We start from the raw sequence: 15411 nt of genomic DNA on the forward strand, positions 1-15411 counted from the left end.
TCCTTGGTACGCCGGCTGATCTTCGAAGCCCGGCATTTGTCAAAAAATTCTAGCTGTGCCGATATTCCCGGCGTGTTTCACATGTCGCGGAAAGCGTTCACCCGTCCCGTTTTTCAACCCTCGGCTGAATTCCAGCCGCCGTTAAAACGGCGTTCCGCGTCTGTGGTTCCGGAAGAAGTTCCGTAAGAAGTTCCGAAAAATCCATACGCCCGCGCCGGACCAGAGTTTCGATCGCCATCGAAATCGGCGAATGCGGCTCGGTGCGGCGAAAATAGCGCGAAACGGAAATGAGCAGTTCGAAGGCCTCTTCCCGCGAGCCGATCGAGCCTGACTGTGCGGGCTTTGGAGATGCGGCTGCTACATCGGCGCCATTTGCGTTGGCAGCCTGAAGTATGGGCTTTTCCGTCTGCTCGGGAATGGCAGCCTCTTCCTCGATGCCAGCCAGAACGCGGATCGCGGAAGCGACCTCCAGAAGCACATTGCGCGTATTGGAACTTGGCGGAGCCTGCTCTCCGCAACGCTCGGCGAGAATGGTGGTCAGCCGATCGAACGCGTTTATGCAGTCGGTCAGGATTTCGAGATATGCCGACATGGCCGAAACGCCGGCTTCGGTGGCCGCCTGATGCAGTTCTTCGCGCCTGTCGGTCTCGTTCGCTCGCTGCGAAAGTTGATAATCCCAAAGCGTGAATTGCGCGAAATTTGAATCAGGTACGAGCGGTGTCAGGCGTATTGCTTGTATCAGCGTACCTTCTCCGCTGACGCCGTTGAGACCCGCTAAAGGTGCAAACCGCTCCTCGAAGCCATCGTCGCCGATGGAGTGCAACTCGTCCCAGAAATTATCCAGAAGTGACGCAGCCGATGCATACACATCGCGTAAGCCTTCGAAACCGCGCAGGCGGAGCTGGGCTTCCGCGAGCCATGCAAGGATCTCGATGTCCTTGCTTTGGGATACAAGTATCTGCAATCCAAGATTGTTTACATCGTGCCAAGCTGATGCAAGTCCCATGGGCTCCCCAGGAACAATACCTCTTTCAGCGCTCCGTGCGGCGTTTCTCGCGTCTTTGATTCTATAGTATATTTCCTGAGAATTCGCACTTGCCCGAATATCTTCTCCACATGGGTTTTCATTCCCAAATGGAGACACAATCTCGCTGACTTTTAACAGCACGATCACCCCAAATTACAAGTAGCTAATATTGAATACATCATATTGGTTACCTCAATTAGCGTTGTCAACTGCACAGTCAACATGACGTTTTTATGATAATCATCAAATACACTGTGTTACAAAACGTTATCCAATGAATCCTACCCAAGTGCTGATAAACGCCTTAGTTGCGTTTTTGGTTTCGAGGGCGACCAAACATATTGGCGAAACAGTGGGGCTTGCTGAATGTCGCAAATCGATCTCAACCGTTTGATTAGAACGCTTGAGCCAAACCTGAGGGTCGGTCTGGAGGCTGCGGCATCGATTGCTGCGCGCAATTCTCACGCCGTCGTGGACATCGCGCACTGGTTGCGGGCTTGCCTCGACATTGCGGAAATCTCAGCCGGCTTCGAACGTGCCGGCGTTACTTCGGAAGTTCTTCGCCGCGAACTTGATCTGGCAATCGAAGACGTTGCTCGTGAAGAGGGCGCTTCCCTCACCCTTTCGCAAAATCTACTGACGCTCGCTCGCGAAGCGTGGATCGTCGCATCGTTGCAATATGGTCGTTCGATGGTTCGCACGGCTGACCTTATGGTCGCTCTTTCGACTGAGCAATCGCTGCGCATTGCTGCGCGAGGGATCGCGCCGTCACTGCGCGGGATCAATCTAAAAGCGCTTGAAGCAGAGCTTGAATCGGGTGCCGACAGCCTCGCTGAACAGCCGCAGATTTCGAAGGTCGGTGCGGCTGCCGGAAACAATGAATTTCTGCGTCTCTACACACACGACATGACGGCGGACGCCCGTTCAGGACGTATCGATCCGGTCATTGGACGCGACCGCGAATTGCGCCAGTTGATCGATGTTCTGATGCGCCGCAGGCAGAACAATCCGATCCTCGTTGGCGAGGCAGGCGTCGGCAAGACTGCCGTGGCCGAAGCGCTGGCGTTGGAGATTGCGGCCGGAAACGTCCCCGACATGTTGAAGCCGGTGCGGCTTCTGCTGCTCGATCTCAGCCTGCTGCAGGCGGGCGCCGGCGTAAAAGGCGAGTTCGAGCGCAGGTTGCATGGCGTGGTCGATGCAGTGAAGGCATCTCCCGAACCAATCATTCTGTTCATTGATGAAGCGCATGGCCTGATCGGGGCTGGCGGGCAGGCAGGGCAGGGGGATGCGGCCAATATTCTGAAGCCCGCCTTGGCGCGTGGTGAGTTACGTACGATCGCGGCGACGACCTGGAGCGAATACAAGCGTTACATCGAGCGCGATGCAGCGCTTACGAGACGTTTCCAGACCGTCAAAGTAGACGAGCCGGACGAAGAAACGGCAATCCGCATGCTCCGCGGCGTGGCCGATTCCTTCAAAAAGCACCACAATGTCCGCATTCGCGACGATGCACTGGCCGCGGCAGTCAGGCTTTCGGCGCGCTACATTCCGGCGCGGCAATTACCGGACAAGGCAATCAGCCTGATCGATACTGCCGCTGCTGCCGTTTCACTCGGCCGCCAGACGGTACCGGAAGCGCTTAAAGCTCTGCGCAACGAGATCGTACTTCTCGAAAAGGAAGCCGATTGGCTTTCGAAAGAGCCGGAAACGCCCGAAAACGCTGATCGCTCTCGCAAGATCACGGCTGAAAAAGAGCGTTTTGCGTCGGAAGTCGAGACTTTACAGGCCAAGTTCGACGAGGAAATCCGGCTGGTTCGCGAGGCCGACCGACTGGAAAGAATATTCCTGAAGGACGACACGATCGGCGATATATTTCCGGTTTTGGGAGCCGAAGGCGAAAGCAATGTCGCGCAATTTCCGCTGCAGGCGGGCACACCGGAAAGTGCTCGTACGGCCCTGACGATTGCAGAAAACCATCTCTCGAAAGTAGCCGGCGAGACGCCGCTTGTGCCTCGCGTTGTCGATAAGGAAGTGATCGCCAGCATCGTCGCCAGATGGACTGGCATACCTGTCGGCAAGCTGCTTTCCGATCAGGTCGAAACGGTGAAGACGCTCGATGCCCGGCTGAAAGAACGCGTGATTGGTCAGGATGCGGCGATCGACCGAATCTCGTCGGCAATGCGCGCAGCGCGCGCTGGTCTGTCGGATGCCCGTCGTCCGCCTGCCGTCTTCCTGCTGGTCGGCATGTCCGGCACCGGCAAGACAGAAACTGCGCTTTCGCTGGCTGATATGCTCTATGGCGGCAGCCAGTATTTGACGACGATCAACATGTCGGAGTTCAAGGAGGAGCATAAGATTTCGATGCTTCTCGGCTCGCCTCCGGGCTATGTCGGCTTCGGCGAAGGGGGCGTTCTGACCGAGGCCGTGCGCCGCCGTCCCTATGGCGTGCTGCTGCTTGACGAGATCGACAAGGCGCATCCAGGCGTTCAGGAAATCTTCTATCAGGTCTTCGACAAGGGCACGCTGCGCGACGGTGAAGGTCGCGACATCGACTTCAAGAACACCACCATAGTCATGACCGCCAATACAGGTTCCGAGCTTCTGACGACGCTCGCCATGGATCCGGACACGATGCCGGAAGGCGAGGCGCTGGAAACGCTTCTGCTGCCGGAACTCCGGAAAAGTTTCAAACCGGCATTTCTCGGACGCACCGTGATCCTGCCTTTCATGCCGCTTGGCCGGGAGTCGCTTTCGGGCATTGTGGATATTCAGATCGGTCGGATTCGCGAACGCGTCGGCGGTGCGTACGGCACCGATGTCGGCCTGTCGCCGGAAGCGCGCGAGGCGCTTATTTCACGGGCAAAGACCAGCGAAATGGGTGCACGCGCCATCGAGATCATGATCGCACGCGACCTTCTGCCGGTCCTATCGACCTTCTTCCTCGATGCCGTCGCCGAGCGCAGGAAGATCGCCAAAATCCATATCGTTTTTGACGGCCACCGCTTTGGCATCGAAGAAGCCGAAACGACGGTCGCAGAGGAATTCGCCGCGCCAACAGAGCGATCGGCGGATGAAGCAGCCCCGGACAGAAAGAAAATTCCTCCGGATGCGGCAACAAACCGAAAGGCAAATTCGCCTTCACGCAAACTGGCAAAGTCAACTGACAACAGGAGAGCTTAGAAAATGCCGATTTATCTTCAGATCGACGGTATCCAGGGTGATGCAACGCATGAACAGCATCGTAAATGGATGGACATCGAGGCAATTCACTGGAACGTCTCGCGCAACATGAACACCTCTGCCGGTTCGGCAGCGAACCGCGAGGCTTCCGAGCCGACCGTTTCCGAAGTGATCCTGACCAAGGTCAGCGACTCTTCTTCGACGAAGCTGTTTGGGGAAGCATGCGCGGGCCGCACCGGCAAGCGTGCGACGATCCATCTGGTCACTACGGGCAATCCGGGCGAAACCTACATCGAATACACGCTCACCAACACGCTGATCGCCAGCTATTCGGTTGATTCAAATGGCGATCGTCCGGTCGAGACGGTGAAGCTCAACTTCACGAAAATGGAAGTGAAGTACACGCCGTTCGATGAGAACCAGACGTCGCAGTCGCCAATGATCGCGTCCTACGACCTCGCGACCACCAAGGCTGCCTGATCGTTCATGTGATGAGTGGGGCGCCGCCATGTCGGCGGCGTCTCATGTCTTGACGGAAAAGTCCGCTTTTAGTGACAGGCAGCCGCCCGCTGCGATGTCATCTCCCAGATTTTCATCATGGAGTGATCATGCCGAATTTCGACGTTTCATCACAGAAAGTTCACGTGCGCCCGGTGCACCAGTCTGAACTTCCGCCTTTGAGGAGAATGGGTCGCGGCCCCAATCTCGATTACATGACTTATGCAAGCGGCCCCCGTCAGATGGGCGCACGCAATGCTCGCGCTGGCGCTCGCGGCAGTGCGCTTCAGATGGTCATGTCCGCCGCCAATGAAAACTCCCTGGCCGTCTGGCTCAAGGGCTGGCTCAGGAACAACGAGACTTCCATCGTTCAACAGATGGAGGCCAAGGGGCATTCCACGTTCGTCCTGCAGGTGAATTATCAGGTTTCGGATTCCTTCGAAAATCGCGTTTTTGAATCGCGGGATATCTACCTGCTGGGAACCGTGCCGACACAAAACGATGTGGGTACAATTCTCACGGAAGAACGTCTCTACGGTCCGCAAATGGACGTAACCCCCCGTACCAAATTGACAAAACTGCAATACGCCTACCTCGTCGGACGAAAGCTTTGATTGGAAGCACAGCCGCTGTGGCTCGAAACAAATGAACTGAGGCCCTCGTTATGAACGACCAGCCGGACGCTGCCGATTTCATCCAGGCAAGCCGCATTCTGAAAGTGGTTTCGCCGCTTGGGGAAGATCAACTTCTGCCCGAGCGCGTGACGATCGATGAAGGCGTCTCGTCGCTTTTCGAAATTCAACTCACCGTGCGCGCCAAGCGCGAGGCGGTGAAGCCGGAAGAACTGATCGGCAGGCTGGTCGATGTTTCGATCGAGGTGCAGCAGGGTGAGGAAGAGGATGACGCCGTCCGCCGTCCCTTCAACGGTCTGGTGACGGAGCTCAATGAGGGGCCGCCTGTAACGCGCGGTATGCGTTCCTATTCGATGGTTCTGCGCCCGCAAATGTGGCTGTTGTCGCGCCGTTCGGATTGCCGGATCTGGATGGACAAGACATCGATCGATATCGTGCAGACGCTCCTTTCCGAACATGGCCTGCCAGCGCCGGATGTTTCCGGGATCATCTCGCCGCCGCCGGTGCAGCATTATTCGGTGCAGTGGAACGAGACGGACCTGGCCTATCTCACGAGACGTTTCGAAGAAGACGGGCTGTTCTACTGGTTCAGCCATGAGGACGGCGCGCACAGGCTGAACGTTGCCGACAGTGCGAGTTCATGGGCCGGGCCTTCCGCCTCGGCGCAGGGCGAGGGCAAGGTGCGGCTCGCGCAGGGCTCGTCCGACCGCAACCACATCAACGAGTGGACACGCCGCTTTTCCTATGTGCCGGGCCAGCGCGCCGGTGCCGACTGGAATTTCGAGACGCCGCAAATGGTGCCGGGGACCATGACGCCGTCGCTTGTACAGATGCCCGATGCGATCAAGCGCGAGCTCTACGAATATCCGGCGCGCATTTCTTCCGTTGCAGAGGCCGAACGCGCCGCGAAACTGCGGATGCAGTCGAGCGAAGCCGACCATGACCGCGTTCATGGTGAATCGACATCAAGAGTGCTCGAAGCCGGCCGCCGCTTCACGCCTTACGAGGTCGCGCATCCCGACCATACCTATGAAGAGCATGTGATCATCAAGGCGCGTCATTCGGTGGTCGATCGCTCCTATGAGACGAATTCGAACGAGCCGGAATTCCGCAACAGTTTCGAGGCCGTTCCGGCGCGGGTCAGCATGACGCCGCATCGCGCAACCAGGCGCCCGCGCATCGAGGGCAACCAGGTTGCGATTGTCGCCGGGCCTTCAGGTGAGGAAATCCATCCCGACCAATATGGCCGCATCAAGCTGTGGTTCCCTTGGGACCGCAAGGCGAAGAAGGACGGCTCCGACACCTGCTGGGTGCGCGTCGCGCAGAACTGGGCAGGTGGCGGCTGGGGCGGCCAGATCATCCCACGCATCGGCATGGAAGTGATGGTCGCTTTCGTTGATGGCGACCCGGACCGGCCGTTGGTGACGGGTATTGTTCCGAACCCCGGCAACAAGGTTCCCTATGACCTTCCGGCGAACAAGACCAAGAGCACGTTCAGGACGAACACACACAAGGGGCAGGGTTTTAATGAGCTGACCTTCGAGGACGATGCCGGAAGGGAAGAACTTTACGTTCATGCTCAAAAGGACATGAATGTTCGCGTTCTAAACAACAGGTCGGAACTTGTTGAGAACAATTACTCGGAGCGGGTCGTTGGGGAAAAATATGAAAGAATAGATGAAAACAGCCGCATGGAGATCGTGGGCAACTTCGATATTTCAGTCGGGCATGGTGGAAATTACATGGGGGCTAGCTCACTGCTCCAGGTAGGGGATTCGTTCCGCACACATCCGCACGATTATGAATTGCAGCGTCGCGAATGGCCGAAATCTAACGGGTCGCTGCGCATGCAGGCGGAAGACGATATTTCGGTTCTTTCAGGCAACAATCTGCGAATGAATGCCAGTTCGACGGTAGACGTGACCTCTGGCGGTCATGTCGCGGTGAATGCCGGAAAAAGACTTACGCTGGAGGCACAGCGGTTGATGTCCATCCAATCTGCTGAAGACTTGAAGATCAGGGCAGGTCAGGCCATCCGTCTTACCAACCGTGCAGGGGGCATCGTCATCGACGCCGAAGGCAATATCAAAATTTATGGCAAGTCACTGAAGGTCGAGATCGGCGGCCCGATCTCGATGATCGGAAGCCGTATCGACATCAACTGAGAGACGTCATGGGAACGATTGTAACAGCGACAGATGCCGTAAATCGTGTGGAGCAGATCGTCGATGCGCTCGACATGCGCGGCTCGGTCTGGAGCAAGCCGCCTTTCGACGGTACCAATTACGACCACGCTCTGCCCGTCTTCGAAGCACTATATCGCTGGGCCGCGCGAAGTAACTTCCAAAGTGGTGCACAACAATCCGCAAAGCGAGAGATAGAGCGCGCCGCCGTGGAAACCTGGGCCTCATCACCGGTCGCAGCACAGCTTTTCATCGGCCAGATCGCGATGATCCAGTCGATACCAGCTTATGCTCATCTTCCGATAAGTGAGTGGCCCATCGATAGACTTGTAGAGGAATGGATCCGCATAAAGCGCGTGATCGCAATCCTAAATGAGATACGCTGGTACTTAGGCGTTGGAGGAACAGCCAATACTTTGGGCTCGAAGGCGGGAGGAAGGGTAATCGCTAATGCGGGTGTGGCAAGTCAAATAGGAGCCGCAAATGCGGCGCGGGCGGCCACATTGCTTCGCGTAAGTGGTGCGGTGGGGCTTGGTATTACCGTTCTATCCGGCGTTGGTCTCACAATAGCTATCGGCCGCTGTAACGCGACAGCGCAAGAGATTGAAGAAGAGATTGAAACGGTCCGTATTCCCAAAGGGGAAATCTCCCAAGCCAAATGGGACGCAGTCGAACTTCGAATTGTTAGAGAGGCAGGTTAAGTTCCATGCTTCTGCGTATTATACGACTGATATCGTCGCTCGTCCTATGCCTTATCCTTGTCGTCTGGTACGTAGACCAGCGCCGCGGTGCAGCGTTTGCCGAGGTTACACTTGACCAGTGCGATTCTTCGGAGTGCGATACCGACAAAGATATCTTTTTTACGCACTACAAGGATACGCTTGGCGGTGGCTTTGATCCTTGGGCAGCTACCGATTTTTGCGCGGCATCCATAGAAATCTTGCATAGCACTGCCCAAGACAATAGGGCCAGATTAGTACCAGATAGTCTCGCTCAACGCGACGTTCTATCAATCCAACAGGTGGACAACATCGTTACGGTTGCGCCTGGTCCGGCATTGAGCAATCCCTTAGCGCCGTTCCTGAAATTGTTGACCGGCAAAAACACCGTCAGTTGCCATATGAGCAACTACAGCCCGTGGATTTATCTTGCGTTTCTCCTCACACTAGTTTCGTGGGGCTGGCCTAGCCGGAGGAAGCATGAGACCGGTTCAAACTAAGGCAATCCGAATCTTAAGACACTACCGCCTTCAATTTTTTGAGGAGGTAAAGAGCATCCGTTCATATAAGAGTTCACTGATAGCCGCCTACTTCGACAAGATTGAAAAAGCGGATGTCCAGAAAAAATATCAGGTTGATATTTACGTCGGTGATCCAAAAAATGCGCCTCCGGCGAACGAAACGCGTTTCGTTCTGGCGAAAGATGGTTTCTGGACTGTCGCAGACTGGAGCAGAGGGGCATTGGAAGATTCGTCAAGCTTCCTGAAGCTCAATGATGCCCTCGATTATTCCTACAATACACTCGCAAACACGCCGGATTTCCGCAAAACAGCGGGGGATGTGGGCTACAAGCCACCGAGATATGAGTTCGCAGAATTAGTGTATGCGCTTTCCATCGCGTTTTGTTATAGCGGCGTCAGGTTTTCCGTTCGGAAAAGTTCAAATGAAATAACGGCCGCCAAAGAGGATTTGCTCTTGAAGCAAAATTACTCTCAGCAATCCAAGTCAGCTAGCGGCACTATACATCAACTCGATAAGATGAATTGTAAATTCGAAAATTTATCTAATGCGTTATTATTTTATATTGGCGATTTTTCAAAAATTCGGAAATGAAACTGATGGGAAACGGGTCATCAAATCCGTGTGAGTTTGAGAGAGGGAGATCGAAATATGCCCCCAGCTCATCGTAAAGGCGATATCGGATCCGGCCACGCTTGCCACTTTCCGCCGACACCGGCGACGGGCGGCAGCCCGGACGTTTATGTCAATGGACGGCCACTGATGCGGGTGGGGGATTCGTATCTGCCGCATGCCTGTGTGGCAGGACATGCGGGTCCGCACGGGCGTGCGTTGGCGGAAGGTTCGGCGACGGTTTTCATCAATGGCAAGCCAGCTGGCCGGAAGGGTGACGCGATCAATTGCGGCGGACAGGCACATACGGCATCGGGCAACGTTTTCATCGGTGATGATGAGGCGACACCTTTGAGTTCGCGCGCTTCATGTCAGGTCGGAATGGCGGGCAAATCCATGCCGTTCGTGCGGGGTTGATGCTGTGACGGCGGCGTCGGGCTCATACGATATTGAAGCCGCGGCAACTGAGGCGCTGGCCGAAATCCTGCGCGAGATTGCAGCCGATCCGGCGCAGCGCGTCTATGCTATCATCGACGGTGCGCACTTCGAGAACCTGCCGCGCAAATTACGCAACGCCGGACTTCGGCACCTGTCGCTTTATCCTAAAGTCGCCGACCGCAGCCTAGTCATGACCGGTCATTGGCTGGTCGATCCATATCACGCGCTGCCGGAAGAGACTGAAACGGACGATGGGCCGGAAGATGATGTTCTTTCAGATGAGGCATTGGAAGCCTTGGCTGCGTATTATGCGCAGGAGATGAAGGACAAGACCGACGCGGGTGATGAAGCATTGGTTGCCTCGCCCGCATCTACCGCCGACGCGACGGCGCAGATGGAAGCTCTGCTGGCTATCGTCTCCAGCACGCCCGGCGCTGTGTTCTGGGCCGGTGATGCATCTCTTTCGGAGGAATCGCTGTATCGCCATCTGCGCACGATCAACAAGATTCTCATTCCGCGCAAAGGCGCCGAGGATGCCATTGGCGAGGAATATGGCCACGAGATGGTGCTGTTTCGCCACGGCGACGCCAATGTAATGGCGCAGTTTTTGCCGGCGCTCGATAAGCCGCAACTTTCCCGACTGTTCGGTCCTGCGACACAGATTCTGTTCACCCCTGAAAACAACTGGGGCGGCAGGGTGAAGCGGGCAGTCCGGGCGGACGATCTTCCAAAGGCGCCGACAGGGCCGTTGCGAATCGATAGTGAGGCGATGCGCGCTATCAGCGCGTGCCGGATGACGGCATCGCGCCGCAAGATCATGACTTACCTGCGTAAAGTCGCGCCCGACGAGACGAAGGGTCTTGATGATGAGGCTTTGCATAAGAGGGTTTTCGAATTCGAGCAATCCGGCCGCGAACTTGGCCTGCGCTCGGAACGTGCGCATGGCAAGTGGGCTTACCTGATGCTGTCGACCGATGGTGAATTCGGTCAGGGCGAGCCTGTTCGCGAGGCGCTGACACAGGCGAAGGGCGGCAATGCTGACCGCGCTTTGGATCGGATCATGAATATCATGGTGAAGCTGGAGAAAAACGATCGCGGAGGGCCTGCCTGATGGTGGCAATAGCCTATCCGATAGCTATTGGTCTCGGAAGAGGAGCCGTTTGGGGATGGCGGGCCTGGCGGGCTTATCGGACCGCGAAAGCGCTTGAGGCTGCGGCTCAGGCAGCGGATGCGCTGGCGCAGGCAAACCAGCAGGCCGAGGAACTTGACGACAGTCAGGCGAGGGATGAAACCTGCGACGGTTGCGCCACACAAGTTCCCTGCTTCGACTTACCACCGGGTATGGACCGCGAGGAGTTTGCACGGCAGCTAAAAGAGCAACAAGACACGATCAACAACATGACGGCCGATGAAATGGCCTATGCGCATTGGGTTCTGGAAAAAGCCGGCACGACCAGACTTGTACGCGACCAGGGTGCGCAACGTCAGGCGCGAAACAACTATCGCAGAATGTTGGAGCGACAGAATAAAAGCGACGCGGAAATTGAAGCCATAATGAATTCAGTTAATGCAACGCATTTCCTTGATATTGTGGCTGGCGGCGACCCATCGCGGGTAGGAATTGGTGGGGCCGATGCCAATCAAGAGATAGGCCGCCAATGGATTCGTGATAACCGAACCCAAACGCTAAGAGATGCCGCAGAGAAGATGCGGCAGGAGGGGCGTGCAGGTGAAAAAATGAACGTTGAGCTATCGATATGTTAGGAGAAGTGCAGGGCGGTTTTCCGTCTGCAATTGCGTAAAATCAGAGCAGTTCAAGGATCGGGTTAAGACCGAACCTTTCTAGATGCCAACTTTGGATCGACGGAATGAATGAAATAAGAGAGCGTCTCGAGCAACGGCTCAAACGGATCGGGCAACCGGCGAACGCATCCCCTCTGAGCGAAGCGCAGAAATCCACTGTGGGCGAGGCTTTCCCGGAAAGTCTGGCAGGGATGATCGATACTTACGGCATCGGCTCATTCTTTGACGGTCTTTTGCAAATGTGCGACCCCGCAGAATTTCGTCCGATCCTTTCTCTGGTCTTTAAAGCTGACAAGCAACTCAACCATAAAGACTGTCACGTCTTTGCCTACAGCGCTTTCGGCTATCTTTATGTCTGGTCGAAAACCTACGGTGTTGTGGAAATCGATCTCCCCGCAGGAATGGTTTTTTCGCAAGCGTTGGCGCCAACCCGGTTCAACGAGGCGGAAGCAACGGAGGACGAGGATTTGAGCTCGGAACGCAATGTTGTCGGGCTGCTGCCTTTCGAGCGCGATGATGTCGATTATTCCGACTTTCACGATGCGCCCATGTTTGACGCGTGCCGGGCTTCGTATGGCCAGATTGAGCGCGGTCAATGCTACGGTTTTTTCCCGGCCCTTGCGCTCGCCGGGACTTTCAGTCCAATGCGCAGCGTCAAAAACATCAAGCGGGTTAAGGCACTCGAGCATTTCGCTATCCTCTCCCAGCTCGATACGTTCCATTTGACAAAGCTTTCGCCGGATGGATTCGAAGCGGTGCGGCCTATCGGATAGAGCGCACGACCCTTCCTACTGCTCGGGCAGCCAGTGGCAGGCTGAGAGCAGAAATCCATTGCTGCCGAAGTTTAGGAAAGCTCGGTCCGCGCCTCTTTGGGCTCGGTAGGACATGCCTTCATCAGAATCCGAACCACGGTAAGATCGAGCAGTGCTGCTGGTGATTACGACAAGGCCGTGCATAACTTACTTTAAACAGCAGAGTTCCAACAGGGAAGCGACAAGCATGGCTGAGAACCCGCTCGTCTCCGTTTTGACCGGACCGGATGCACCTACCCCACTCTATCTGCGTAGGTTCGAGATCGAAGTGGATTATTTGCCAGCCTTTGACGTGGAGGAACGTCGAGAGGTCTTGGACGACGCGGTGGGGGAATTGCAGGATGGGCTGCGTCTTGGTTTTTTCGCATGGTCCTTCTTTGAGAAGCGTACTTCCACCAGCCTGTCGATTGATTGGTCAAAGCCTGGCCGTTTTGTGTTGCGCGGCAAGGCGGAAGGCATTCACCATAATGTTCTTGTCGCGGTCCTGCGCCTGATCGTGACGCTAAATCACACAATGCTGGCAGCATACGAGGATACGAAAGCCATGCTTGGTGACGATGCCGATGCATTGCCGCCGCGATCGGTGTTTTCGGATACGATCGCTGCGGTTCGCGTATCGGTCCTGCAAGGTGCTGATGATCGGATTTCGGCGCGTCGTGATTTTACGGATTTTCTTACTGATGCGGAGATACAGGTCCCGAATTCGGATCTTTTAGAGGATGTTATGGCCCTTTGCGAGGAAGATCACCTTGTCGTTTCAGGGCAGGATTTTCCGCCTGCGGATTTCGACGAAGCCGAAAATGTTTTTCTTAGAATCTGCGACAGCGGTTGTTTTCGTGGTCTCGATCTGATCGATAAGCCCGGTTACGACGGTGACGCTGAAATTTTTTCACGGCCTGATCGGGATACCGGTGCCGAACTTATCGTGGACGGTTACACGCCTCAATATTACGGTCTTGTTGAGCTGCTAAATAGCCTGTCATCCGGTCGCGTCGGTACATTGTCCCTATCCAGCGAAGATTAAGGTGCTTCGTCGCGCTTATACTTGCCGGAAGCTCGTTGTCTGCTCGGCCGGATTTTCCAGCGATCCCGCCGTTCTCTTGACGCTGGGATCGCTTGAGTTGATTAGAGGATTTAGACCGCGAGCGCCTATTCCCGCAAGAGGGTGCTGAACTCTTCGTCCAATTTAGCTAAAGCAGTGTCTATAGTGCCGCGCTTCGTTTTTATCCACGCATCTTGAGTGTCGAGCCGGGCTCGTGCTTCGCCGATCATTCTTTCAACCTCGGCTGGCTGCGGGCCTCCTGACGTTGCCCGGTTCCGGATAATAGCTATAGGGTCGAGGGCCTGGCGAAATTCAGTTTCGCTGAGCGGCAATTCTTGAGGATACTCGCTGCCATCTACCGTTTCGGTATAGATGCGCTGTGCTTCATCGTAAGGAAAGTCCAGTGGTGCAATGCCGTTGGCTCGCGCATGACTAACGATCTCGGAAGCAACTTCGTGACCTTCGCGGAAAGGTAAGCCGTGGTCACGCATGAGGATATCTGCCACTTCTTGCGAGGCGGTCCAGTCGCTGTTCAATTCCTCAAGGGCGCGTTCGGAATTGATAACGAGACCCTTCAAAACACGGTCCAGCCGCGACAAGCTCTTTATGCCTGCATCGACCATTTCCGAGTTGGCTTCCACATCCTTGGGATCGTTCATGCCAGGGGTGATGTTGTGGGTTTGTATTATCGGCCCCATGGCCAAGGTCACTGCACGCGAGGCGTCGCTACGGGCAGAGTTCAACAGACCCGGATTTCGCTTTTGCGGCATTGCTGATGAGACGTAGGTGTTGCCGCCGCCTTCCTCTAGCAGAATCCATGGCCGGGTCTGGGCATATTGGGTCATAATGTCTTCGACGAAATTGCCAGTATGCAGGGCAATCGACGTGACAATCGAGCCGACCTCGATCGGATGCTCCATCGATGAGATCTGGGAAGCGTCATAAGCGTTATCGACGATATCTGCGAACCCCAGATAATCTGCCATACGCTGACGATTCAACGGCCAACCAGTACCATTCAGGACCGTGGTGCCCATGGCTGAACGATCAATTCGTAAATAGGCCTCGCGAATCCTTTGCGCATCACGGTCGAACCCGGCAGCATGGCCCAGCAAGTAATGGGCATAGCTGTTCGGTTGTGCTGCAACGCCATTGGTGTAGTTGGGAACGATGGTCTCAGTGTGCTTTGCAGCAAGCTCTACCAGGGTGCGCGATGTCGTATTTAGTTGGCTGGCCAATTCGAGCAGCTTGTCGCGCAGGATGGCGGCTCGATATGTTGCGTGCATGTCCTGGCTTGACCGGCCCGCGTGAAGCAATGTGACCTCGATGCCGCCTGCTTTGATAAGAAGCGGTTCAAAGGTGATAACGGTTGAAGGACGATTGGCATCCGGCTGATTTCCTTCATTTATCACCTTGTGAAGCGCTGCTGCGATGCGCGGCGCCAGGTCTTTTTTCAAAAGCCCTTCGTCGCTGTTGATCACGACCGTTGCCTTGTTGATTTCACTTAGCCAGAAGAACTCGTCTCGATCGGTTTCTTCGGCCGACGCCAGCGAGATTGAGCAAGCGAAGATACTTAAAGCGACAGCTTTAAGCCGCGGCCGAAATTGGATGAATGGTACTGTCAAGACTTCTATCCTCCTCTCAACAAAGCCCCTCCCATGCAAAGGGTAAGCATAGATGGCGCCCACCGACAAGCAGGGGTTGCGCTGGCGATCCCCATATGCGGATCGCCTTTCTGCTCAGTTTGACCATTCAGATTCCGGTTTCGCGGCAGACGACAACGCGCCAGCCATCCGGATCCTCGTAAGTGAAGCTACGTCCTAGTCACCTGAATCTGAAGTTCGGTTCATTGTCTTCTGGCAGAAGCGCTTGACCGACGCGAGGATCTGGTCAGCGGATTTGACCCACTTGTATGGGGTGGGGTTCTCGTTGTGGGTTTCGATGAA

13 protein-coding genes and 1 pseudogene are annotated in these 15411 nt (G+C 55.6%); 11 read left to right on the forward strand and 3 right to left on the reverse strand.

The window, feature by feature from the left end:
• Positions 1–97 precede the first annotated feature (97 nt).
• Positions 98–1105, reverse strand: a complete 1008-nt coding sequence (gene tssA, locus ABFT80_RS13965; RefSeq protein WP_455189938.1) for a type VI secretion system protein TssA — start codon at positions 1103–1105, stop codon at positions 98–100.
• A 288-nt stretch (positions 1106–1393) separates the two neighbouring features.
• On the opposite strand from tssA, the gene tssH reads away from it, so the two are divergent.
• The 11 genes from tssH to ABFT80_RS14020 all read left to right on the forward strand — a co-directional run bounded on the left by tssH (position 1394) and on the right by ABFT80_RS14020 (position 13447).
• On the forward strand, positions 1394–4207 hold the full coding sequence (tssH, locus tag ABFT80_RS13970) for a type VI secretion system ATPase TssH (RefSeq protein ID WP_347972533.1): 2814 nt from the start codon (positions 1394–1396) through the stop codon (positions 4205–4207).
• A 3-nt stretch (positions 4208–4210) separates the two neighbouring features.
• Positions 4211–4687, forward strand: coding sequence for an Hcp family type VI secretion system effector (locus ABFT80_RS13975; protein WP_347972534.1), 477 nt, complete (start codon positions 4211–4213; stop codon positions 4685–4687).
• Positions 4688–4815: 128 nt separating this feature from the next.
• A complete protein-coding gene (locus tag ABFT80_RS13980) occupies positions 4816–5319 on the forward strand; it encodes a hypothetical protein (RefSeq protein ID WP_347972535.1) in 504 nt (167 codons plus the stop codon).
• Positions 5320–5369: 50 nt separating this feature from the next.
• Positions 5370–7502 carry a type VI secretion system tip protein TssI/VgrG gene (gene tssI / locus ABFT80_RS13985; RefSeq protein ID WP_347972536.1) on the forward strand — a complete coding sequence of 711 codons (2133 nt, stop codon included), beginning with the start codon at positions 5370–5372 and terminating at the stop codon, positions 7500–7502.
• A gap of 8 nt (positions 7503–7510) precedes the next feature.
• Positions 7511–8221, forward strand: coding sequence for a hypothetical protein (locus ABFT80_RS13990; protein WP_347972537.1), 711 nt, complete (start codon positions 7511–7513; stop codon positions 8219–8221).
• 498 nt (positions 8222–8719) lie between these two features.
• Positions 8720–9352, forward strand: a complete 633-nt coding sequence (locus ABFT80_RS13995) for a hypothetical protein (RefSeq protein WP_347972538.1) — start codon at positions 8720–8722, stop codon at positions 9350–9352.
• Between the two features lie 57 nt (positions 9353–9409).
• Complete coding sequence (locus ABFT80_RS14000; RefSeq protein ID WP_347972539.1) at positions 9410–9787, forward strand: PAAR domain-containing protein; 378 nt, start codon at positions 9410–9412, stop codon at positions 9785–9787.
• 4 nt (positions 9788–9791) lie between these two features.
• Positions 9792–10919 carry a DUF4123 domain-containing protein gene (locus ABFT80_RS14005; RefSeq protein WP_347972540.1) on the forward strand — a complete coding sequence of 376 codons (1128 nt, stop codon included), beginning with the start codon at positions 9792–9794 and terminating at the stop codon, positions 10917–10919.
• Entirely contained in the window at positions 10919–11572 is a 654-nt protein-coding gene (locus tag ABFT80_RS14010; RefSeq protein ID WP_347972541.1) for a polymorphic toxin type 15 domain-containing protein, read from the forward strand. The genes ABFT80_RS14005 and ABFT80_RS14010 overlap by 1 nt, the downstream gene beginning before the upstream one ends.
• A gap of 104 nt (positions 11573–11676) precedes the next feature.
• Complete coding sequence (locus tag ABFT80_RS14015; RefSeq protein WP_347972542.1) at positions 11677–12384, forward strand: GAD-like domain-containing protein; 708 nt, start codon at positions 11677–11679, stop codon at positions 12382–12384.
• 151 nt (positions 12385–12535) lie between these two features.
• Complete coding sequence (locus ABFT80_RS14020) at positions 12536–13447, forward strand: hypothetical protein (RefSeq protein ID WP_347972543.1); 912 nt, start codon at positions 12536–12538, stop codon at positions 13445–13447.
• 125 nt (positions 13448–13572) lie between these two features.
• On the opposite strand, the gene ABFT80_RS14025 is transcribed toward ABFT80_RS14020, so the two are convergent.
• Positions 13573–15090: an argininosuccinate lyase gene (locus tag ABFT80_RS14025; RefSeq protein ID WP_347972544.1), complete on the reverse strand. Its 1518-nt coding sequence runs from the start codon at positions 15088–15090 to the stop codon at positions 13573–13575.
• A gap of 195 nt (positions 15091–15285) precedes the next feature.
• Positions 15286–15411 (reverse strand): annotated as a pseudogene (locus tag ABFT80_RS14030) (IS630 family transposase); the annotation flags it as partial.

It is taken from the genome of Foliimonas ilicis, from assembly GCF_039939195.1.
Classification (GTDB): domain Bacteria; phylum Pseudomonadota; class Alphaproteobacteria; order Rhizobiales; family Rhizobiaceae; genus Foliimonas; species Foliimonas ilicis.

What these genes read in the sequence shown, in the direction of transcription:
- ABFT80_RS14000 (WP_347972539.1), top strand. Translation starts at nt 9,410, where the DNA reads ATGCCCCCAGCTCATCGTAAAGGCGATATCGGATCCGGCCACGCTTGC.
- ABFT80_RS13990 (WP_347972537.1), top strand. Translation starts at nt 7,511, where the DNA reads ATGGGAACGATTGTAACAGCGACAGATGCCGTAAATCGTGTGGAGCAG.
- tssI (WP_347972536.1), top strand. Translation starts at nt 5,370, where the DNA reads ATGAACGACCAGCCGGACGCTGCCGATTTCATCCAGGCAAGCCGCATT.
- ABFT80_RS13995 (WP_347972538.1), top strand. Translation starts at nt 8,720, where the DNA reads ATGAGACCGGTTCAAACTAAGGCAATCCGAATCTTAAGACACTACCGC.
- ABFT80_RS13975 (WP_347972534.1), top strand. Translation starts at nt 4,211, where the DNA reads ATGCCGATTTATCTTCAGATCGACGGTATCCAGGGTGATGCAACGCAT.
- ABFT80_RS14010 (WP_347972541.1), top strand. Translation starts at nt 10,919, where the DNA reads ATGGTGGCAATAGCCTATCCGATAGCTATTGGTCTCGGAAGAGGAGCC.
- tssH (WP_347972533.1), top strand. Translation starts at nt 1,394, where the DNA reads ATGTCGCAAATCGATCTCAACCGTTTGATTAGAACGCTTGAGCCAAAC.
- ABFT80_RS13980 (WP_347972535.1), top strand. Translation starts at nt 4,816, where the DNA reads ATGCCGAATTTCGACGTTTCATCACAGAAAGTTCACGTGCGCCCGGTG.
- ABFT80_RS14015 (WP_347972542.1), top strand. Translation starts at nt 11,677, where the DNA reads ATGAATGAAATAAGAGAGCGTCTCGAGCAACGGCTCAAACGGATCGGG.